7 protein-coding genes are annotated in these 7,481 nt (G+C 62.3%); 3 read left to right on the top strand and 4 right to left on the bottom strand.

Annotated features, from left to right (window positions below; all coding sequences use genetic code 11):
* A partial coding sequence (locus AC1DWI_RS08930; RefSeq protein ID WP_477724693.1) for a GH36-type glycosyl hydrolase domain-containing protein occupies positions 1-4,045 on the top strand: 4,045 nt, incomplete at its 5' end.
* Between the two features lie 100 nt (positions 4,046-4,145).
* Here the strand turns inward: AC1DWI_RS08930 and AC1DWI_RS08925 are convergent.
* Positions 4,146-4,481 (bottom strand): hypothetical protein, encoded by a 336-nt coding sequence (locus tag AC1DWI_RS08925; protein ID WP_477671290.1) that lies wholly within the window; start codon positions 4,479-4,481, stop codon positions 4,146-4,148.
* A gap of 190 nt (positions 4,482-4,671) precedes the next feature.
* A complete protein-coding gene (locus AC1DWI_RS08920; protein ID WP_477671289.1) occupies positions 4,672-5,040 on the bottom strand; it encodes a glyoxalase superfamily protein in 369 nt (122 codons plus the stop codon).
* 106 nt (positions 5,041-5,146) lie between these two features.
* Between AC1DWI_RS08920 and AC1DWI_RS08915 the strand changes: the two genes are divergently transcribed.
* Positions 5,147-5,368 (top strand): hypothetical protein, encoded by a 222-nt coding sequence (locus AC1DWI_RS08915; protein ID WP_477671288.1) that lies wholly within the window; start codon positions 5,147-5,149, stop codon positions 5,366-5,368.
* 59 nt (positions 5,369-5,427) lie between these two features.
* The gene (locus AC1DWI_RS08910) at positions 5,428-6,045 is read left to right on the top strand and encodes an ABC transporter ATP-binding protein (protein ID WP_477671287.1); all 618 of its coding nucleotides are present in this window, start codon (positions 5,428-5,430) and stop codon (positions 6,043-6,045) included.
* A 12-nt stretch (positions 6,046-6,057) separates the two neighbouring features.
* On the opposite strand, the gene AC1DWI_RS08905 is transcribed toward AC1DWI_RS08910, so the two are convergent.
* Entirely contained in the window at positions 6,058-6,642 is a 585-nt protein-coding gene (locus AC1DWI_RS08905) for a tRNA-uridine aminocarboxypropyltransferase (protein ID WP_477671286.1), read from the bottom strand.
* Between the two features lie 15 nt (positions 6,643-6,657).
* Complete coding sequence (locus AC1DWI_RS08900; RefSeq protein WP_477671285.1) at positions 6,658-7,437, bottom strand: TerC family protein; 780 nt, start codon at positions 7,435-7,437, stop codon at positions 6,658-6,660.
* Positions 7,438-7,481: the final 44 nt, after the last annotated feature.

The following is a 7,481-nucleotide window of genomic DNA, read 5'->3' as shown; positions in this document are numbered from 1 at the left end:
GTGCAATGTGCTGTGCAACGAAGCGCCGCGCCGCTGGTTCGCTTCGGCGCCGCTGGTGCAGGCTTTCGAATCGCTGCTGCATGAAAAGACGCCGCGCCAGATCATCGAAAGCGCAGACCCGCGCGCATTGCCCGAACCCGCGGAGCTGGCCGAAGCACGGCTGTACCATTCGCGTGAGATCGACCCGGCCATGCCCGGCTGGCAACCTACACAGCTGCTGTCCAATGGGCGTTACAGCGTCGCCCTGCGCGCCAATGGGGCCGGTGTCAGCCGCTGGCGCACCGCAGGCAAGACCTACAACATCACCCGCTGGCGCGATGACCTGCTTCGCGATGCCTGCGGTACCTTCATCTACCTGCGTCCGTCCGGCCAGGAGCAGGCCTGGTCCCTGACGCAACATCCGGCGCCGCATCCCGGCTGGCAATACAAGGCCACCTACCTGCCGGACCGCGTGCAATTTGACGTGAATTCCGATCAGCTGGAGGCAAGCACCAGCGTGCTGGTCAGCCCCGAGGACGACACTGAAATGCGCAACGTCACGCTGCGCAACCTGTCGGCCACGGAGATGACGCTCGACGTGATTTCATGCTTTGAAGCGGTATTGACCGACCCGCGCGCCGACGAGGCCCATCCGGCATTTTCGAACCTGTTTGTCCAGACACGCTGGCATCCCGAATGGCGCGCCCTGCTGCTGTCACGCAAACCCCGGCTGCAGGGCGATCCTGTCATGGCGGTCGCACATTTCCTCGCCAATTCAGAAGCCAACGTCCGCGCCATCGATTTCATCTCGGACCGCCGCGCCTTTCTGGGCCGTAACCGCGAGCCCGGCCACCCGGCACTGCGGGCAGAGGCGCACGGCCAGGACGGCTCACCCATCAACGGGCTGGACCCGGTTGCGGGCCTGCGTCTTCGCATCCGCATTCCGGCGGGCGGCGTGGCCCGGCTCAGCTTTGCCACAGCCGCCGCGTCCAGCAGCGACGAACTCGCGGCACGCATCGACAAATACCTGCAGCCCATGCACGTGGAGCGCGCTACCCGCATGGCCGCCACGCTGGCCCAGGTGCGCCTGCGCGACCTCGGGGTCGACCCCGAGGAAAACGCGGCGTTGCAGGACCTCAACACCGCACTGATGTACAGCTGTGCCCGGCCGATGGCGGAACGCGGCCTGCTGGACCAGCGCCAGCTCTGGCGTTTCGGCATCTCGGGAGACAAACCCATCGTACTGGTGCTCATCCACTCCAGCAACGGGATGGCGCTGGTGCATTCATTGCTGCGGGCCCAGCCCTGGTGGAGTTTCTGCGGGCTGGGTACCGACGTGGTCATCCTCAACAGCGAAGTCAACTCCTACCTGATGCCCTTGCAACGCGACATCCTGGCGCTGCGCGACCGCACACTGCAACAAACGGAAAATAGCTTTCCGCGCAGCGACGCCGGTGGCTTTTACCTGCTGCGCGACCAGGAAATCGTGCCCTCGGAAAAAGCCGCACTGACGGGGTTGGCACGCGTCATTCTTGTGGCAGACGGCAGGCCGCTTGAACAACAGGCCGCAGCGCTGCGCAACACGGCCAACGCCCAGCGCCGTGCGGGCCCCGCCACCCGTCCGCTGCCGGCACTCTCCTCCGGTTCTGCCAGCGCCACCGGGCAGCCAGGAGCACTGCAAACACCCCGGGGACACTTCGATGCCGGCACCGGCGAGTTCCGGTTTGACGTTGACAGCCTGCATCGTCCGCCCCGACCATGGATCAACGTGATCGCGAATCCCTCTTTCGGCTTTCAGGTGTCGGAGACCGGCGCCGGCTACACATGGGCAGTCAACAGCCGGCTGCACCAGGTCACGCCCTGGTCCAACGACCCGGTGGCGGATCCCACCTTCGAGCACTATCTGCTGCAGGACGTGGACACACAGCAAGTGCTGGCACTAAGCCCGTCGGCACAACACGGCCCGGCGCCTGCCTGCCGTGTGCGTCACGGCCAGGGTTACACCGTCTTCGAATGCCAGCACGGTGCGCTTCATGCGGAAACCACTTTTTTTGTGGATCAGACTGATCCGGTCAAACTGGTGCAGGTCACGCTTCATAACCAGGGCAGCGCCACGCGCAAGTTGCGCGCCCTGGCCATGGTCGAATGGCAGATGGGCGCTGCACGCCACGAACGCCGCACCATCCATGCGTGGAAAGACAAAGACAGCCTGCTGACAGCCGTGTTTGCGCAGCAGCGTGAAAGCCGGGCGGGCTTCGGCGGCAGCACGGCGTTCCTGTCGCTGACCGGTTTGCCCGGCACACCCGAGTGGACCTGCGACCGAAGCGAATTTTTCGACGCAACAGGCCGGCTGGTGCTTCCTTCCGCCCTGGGCCAGAATGCTGCCGGCGGTGCGGACCCCTGTTCTGCACTGGCAGGCGAGTTCTCCCTGCCTCCCGGCCAGACTCTTGCGTTCACCTTCCTCCTCGGCCATGCCGGGGACGCCACGCAGGCGCTGCAACTGGCACGCAGCTGGCAAGGCAAAGATGCGGCGCAGGCGCTTGAACAGGTCAAGGCTTATTGGTCCGGGTTGCTGGGCAAAGTCCAGGTGCAGACGCCCGATCCGCTGTTTGACGCCCTGGTCAACCGCTGGCTGCTCTACCAGACACTGGTGTCGCGCCTGTGGTCCAAGGCCGGTTTCTACCAGGCCGGCGGCGCATTCGGCTTTCGGGACCAGTTGCAGGACGCCATGGCCTTCGCCGTCATTGAACCGGGCCGCCTGCGTGCGCAAATCATGCTGAACGCCTCGCGCCAATTCCCCGAGGGGGACGTCCAGCACTGGTGGCACGCGCCCGGCGGTGAAGGCGTGCGCACCCATTTTTCGGACGACTTGCTGTGGCTGCCCTATGCCTGCGCCTGGTATGTCCAGGTCACAGGCGACACCAGCATCCTGGATGAAGAGGTTGCCTTCATCGACGGACCGTCGATTCCCGAAGGTGCGGAAGACGCGTATTACGCGCCGCAAACCAGCGGACAAACCGCCACGGTGTTCGAACACTGCGCCCGTACCCTGGACCGCAGCCTGGCCATCGGCGCACACGGCCTTCCGCTCATGGGCACGGGTGACTGGAACGACGGCATGAACCGCGTGGGCCACGAAGGCCGCGGCGAGTCTGTCTGGCTGGGCTGGTTTTTATGCCGCGTGGTCAATGACTTTCTGCCCCTGGCCGCATCGCGCGGCGACGACGGCCGCGCGCAACGCTGGCGCCAGGCCCGCTCCGGCTGGGTTGCCGCCCTGCACGACGCGGGCTGGGACGGTGCCTGGTTCCGCCGGGCGTTCTTTGACAACGGCGCACCGCTCGGCTCCTCCACCAATGATGAATGCCGCATCGACCTGATTGCACAAGCCTGGTCGGTCCTTTCCGGCGCCTCCACCGAGGCCTTCATCGGCCCGGCCATGCAGGCCATGAATGAACAGCTGGTGGACAACGAAGCGGGCCTGCTGCGCCTGCTGGCGCCACCGCTGGAAAAGTCGGACAACAACCCGGGCTACATCCAGGCCTACCCGCCAGGCGTGCGTGAAAACGGCGGTCAGTACTCGCATGCCGCCGTCTGGGCCATGATGGCGCAAGCCATCACCGGCGACACCGAATCCGCCTGGGAAAGCTTCAAGGCACTGAGCCCGGCCCACCGCAGCGAGCATCCCGCTCGTGGCCCCGCCTATGAGCTGGAGCCTTATGTGATGGCGGGTGACATCTATGGCGCGGCCCCCTATGTAGGCCGCGGCGGCTGGAGCTGGTACACCGGCTCGGCTGCGTGGCTGCACCGCGCGGCGCTGGAAAACATTCTGGGCCTCAAGGTGCAGCAAGGCGCGCTGTCGCTGTCGCCCCGCGTGCCGGGGCACTGGCCCTCGTTTGAAATCACGCTGCGCCTGCAGGAGCGCGTGGTGAAGCTTCGGTGGCAACGCGCAGGGCTTGCCGCAGAAGACAGCTTCAAGCCCGACCTGGTGATCACGCCAGGACAGGTGGTGCTGCTGGCCGAGYTGCCGGCGCAAGCAGCGTTGCTGGTGCAGGCTGAAGAAAGTTGAATTTCGGGCCGCTATTGATTTAATAGCTGCTCGCGCTTTTCACGTATGGGCTGGAAGCCTTTTTTACCTATAAACGCCCCTTCTTTGACTCCAGGGCATCTCAGGCGTTCGTCAGGTCGCCCAACATCGACGGTGTGCGGCGCCTCGCAGGGGGCAGGTGCACAGGCACTTCGCCCGCATCCACGGCTTCAATCAGGCCCGACGCCAGCAACGAACGCAAGGATTCATCAAGTGATCGCGGCGGCATGAACTGCTGCAACTGCTCAAACCACACGCCCGTGCCGCACATCTCCAGTACATCGTGCAGGTAGCGCGACAACGAGCCCGTGGTCTGCGCTTTGGTATTGACCGTGTCCACACAGGCGCGGCCTCCCGGCGTCAGCCGGTAACAGCGTAAGGCGAGGCCTGGAAGAGGGGGCGCGTGGGTCGAGGTCATGGGTGTCTCCTTCTGCAGCACCCATGGTGAACCTGCGACCATGAAGTGTTCTTGACGGAAATCAAGAGCGGGGGCGCACCTGACACGGCGTTCTTGACGGCAGTCAAGATTTGAGGTTTTAGAGCACGCAGGCGTGAGATTCACCCGGTTTGCAAAGTGCAGTCAAGTGAAGCGGATGAAAGAGGTGAGGTCAGGTGCTGATGGCATTGGTAAATGTCAGCCGGTTGCCAAAAGGGTCCCTGACCGACATATCCCGGCTCTCCCACGCTGTGTCTTCAATTCCGGGACGGGCGTGCTTGTAGTTCTTCGCCAGAAGCTGCTGGTGATACGCATCAAGCCCATCCGTTTCAATCCGCATCGCCGCGCCCGGGCTGCAGTCGCCGTGGTGCTCCGACAAATGCAGCACGCAGCCGCCTTTGGAGATTTGCAGATAGAGCGGCATGCCGGGCTCAAAGCGATGCTCCCAATCGACCTTGAAGCCGAGGAAGTCGATGTAAAACTCCCTGGCCTTGGCTTCATCGAAGATGCGAAGGATGGGGGTGGTTTTTCCGAAGCTCATAACTGCAACTTTCTTGTCCAATTGAATAGTGGCCCGGCATAGGACCCAAAATTGCAGATTAACATTTGCCCAGACTCTCGCACCAATTCAAGAATCAGGCCGTCAAATGCACACCGTCATCATCACTGGCTGGGAAGCCGGCTTCCTCAAGGTTTCTCATTCCAAGTTGCTTCAAGAGACTGCAGCCATGTCGTTGAGCGAGGCGAAGGCAGCCACAGATTCAGTGCTGGAAGGTACGCCCGTATCAATCCCGGTGGCAACCGAGGTCGCGGCAGAAAGCCTTGTCATGCGCCTGCGCCAACTGAAGGCGATTGCTCACGTGGCCTAGCTTTCCTCCGAATAGATATTTCAAAGATCCTCTATCAAGCCACCCTGTCAAACACCAGCATGCTCACCATCGAAGACCTGTGGTTCCGCTACCCCAACCCACAGGTTGAAATCCTTGCCAACTGGTCCGGCGAAATCCCGCCAGGCGTCACGCTGGTGCAAGGCGGCGACGGGCGCGGCAAGAGCACCCTGCTTCGTTTACTGGCGGGGGCCTTGCCTGCCGATAAGGGAAAGTTGACGCTCAATGGCATCTCGCTCAACGACAAGCCCGACGCTTACCGCCGGCAGCTCTTCTGGATGGAGCCGCGCGCCAACACGTTTGATCAACTCACGCCGGCGCAGTATTTCGAAGATGTTCGCAGCCGGTACCCGGGTTTTGATGCGAATTTGGTAGTGCCGCTGGTCGACGGCCTCGGGCTTGAGCCGCACATGGGCAAGCAGCTTTTCATGCTGTCCACCGGGTCGAAGCGCAAGGTCTGGCTGACAGCGGCGTTTGCATCGGGTGCGGCGGTGTTGTTGCTGGATGAGCCCTTTGCCGCGCTGGATGCACCCTCGATTGCCTTCGTCAAAGGACGGCTTCAAGACATTTCAGCGCATACAGGGCGCGCTGCCGTGATTGCGGACTATGAGGCCCCCAGCGGAGTGCCGCTGGCCGGTGTGATCGACCTGGGCGACTGAACGGGAACCGAATTACTTCGGAACGAAAGCCAGCTGCTGCGCGACAAACCCGTCAAAGGCTTTGAGCAACGGCTGATATTTTTCGGGATCACTTTCCAATTGCGCCAGTGCCGCGCACGTTGCCTCCAATGTTGAGAGCTGCCCCGGCTTGTGCGCCTTGCGGATCAGGTAGTTTGAGGCCGGCATATCCTCCAGCGACAAGCGAGGGAGTTGCCGCAGCACCGGACTCAGGTGCAGCATCTTGCGGCTTTTGCGCCAGGTGCTGTCCAGCACCACGAGCCGCACGCGCGACGGGTCTTTGAGTTGCGCGGTATCCACGGCGGCTGCTTTGTCTTCCGGCGTCTGCGGATACAGGAGCACGGTGTACCTCGTCTCTTTCAGCACATCATGCAAGCCAGCCTCGTCAAAGGCTTCACCCGTCAGCATCCGGCTGCGCGGCAAGCTCAGATGCAGCAGGCAGGCACTGTTTTTGGCGTGGTCGACCTCCAGCGGGTGCTGGAGGATAAGCACTTCCGCTTCATGCGCCGTCGGCCTGATCCAGGCGCAGATGCAGGCGCTTTGTGGGCGAAGGCACGCGGCGCAGCGCGGGCGTGTCACGGGCAGCGACCCGTCTCAGGGCTTGCGCTTGTCGGCCACGTCTGCCTTGTCGCCATCGACATAGGCATTTCTCAGATGCACCGGCTTGCTCTTTTTCTTGCGCATGCGGATGTTGAGCATTTCCACCGCCACAGAAAACGCCATGGCAAAGTAGACATAGCCCTTGGGCACATGATGGTCCAGGCCCTCGGCGATCAGCACCACACCGACGACGACAAGGAAGGACAGCGCCAGCATCTTGATGGTCGGGTGGTCGGAGACAAAGCGGCCGATGGCCGGAGCGAACAGCATCATGAGGCCCACCGAAGCGATGACCGCGGCAATCATGACCGGGAGGCTGTCAACCATGCCGACTGCGGTGATGATGGAGTCCAGCGAGAACACCATGTCGACAATCATGATCTGCACGATCACGGCCGCAAATGTGGCCTTGACCGCACTGGAGGCGTGGCCTTCCTCGCCCTCCATCGACTGGTGAATTTCGCCGGTGCTCTTCCAGATCAGGAACAGGCCACCGGCAATCAGGATCAGGTCGCGCCCCGAGATTTCCTGCTTCAAAATGGTGAACAGCGGATCCACCAGCCCGATGATCCACGACAGCACAAACAGCAAGCCAATGCGCATGAACATCGCCATAAAAAGGCCCAGGCGCCGGGCCAGTTCCTGCTTGTCCTTGGGCAGCTTGTCCACCAGGATGGAGATRAAAATRATGTTGTCWATGCCCAGCACCAGCTCCAACGCAGTGAGCGTGGCAAAAGCAATCCACATTTGCGGATCAGTCAGCAGTTCCATCATGACTTTTTCTCTTTCTCATCAATTTAGTACAACAAGATCATAAA

The sequence above is a fragment of the Polaromonas sp. P3_C2 genome (assembly GCF_056402675.1).
The sequence above is the reverse complement of the archived record's forward strand: the minus strand, read 5'-3'. Positions and strand labels throughout refer to the sequence as shown.

Bases quoted from the DNA above. Each gene is read 5' to 3' on its own strand.
- AC1DWI_RS08915 (WP_477671288.1), top strand. From the start codon at position 5,147: ATGCACACCGTCATCATCACTGGCTGGGAAGCCGGCTTCCTCAAGGTT.
- AC1DWI_RS08925 (WP_477671290.1), bottom strand. From the start codon at position 4,481: ATGACCTCGACCCACGCGCCCCCTCTTCCAGGCCTCGCCTTACGCTGT.
- AC1DWI_RS08920 (WP_477671289.1), bottom strand. From the start codon at position 5,040: ATGAGCTTCGGAAAAACCACCCCCATCCTTCGCATCTTCGATGAAGCC.
- AC1DWI_RS08910 (WP_477671287.1), top strand. From the start codon at position 5,428: ATGCTCACCATCGAAGACCTGTGGTTCCGCTACCCCAACCCACAGGTT.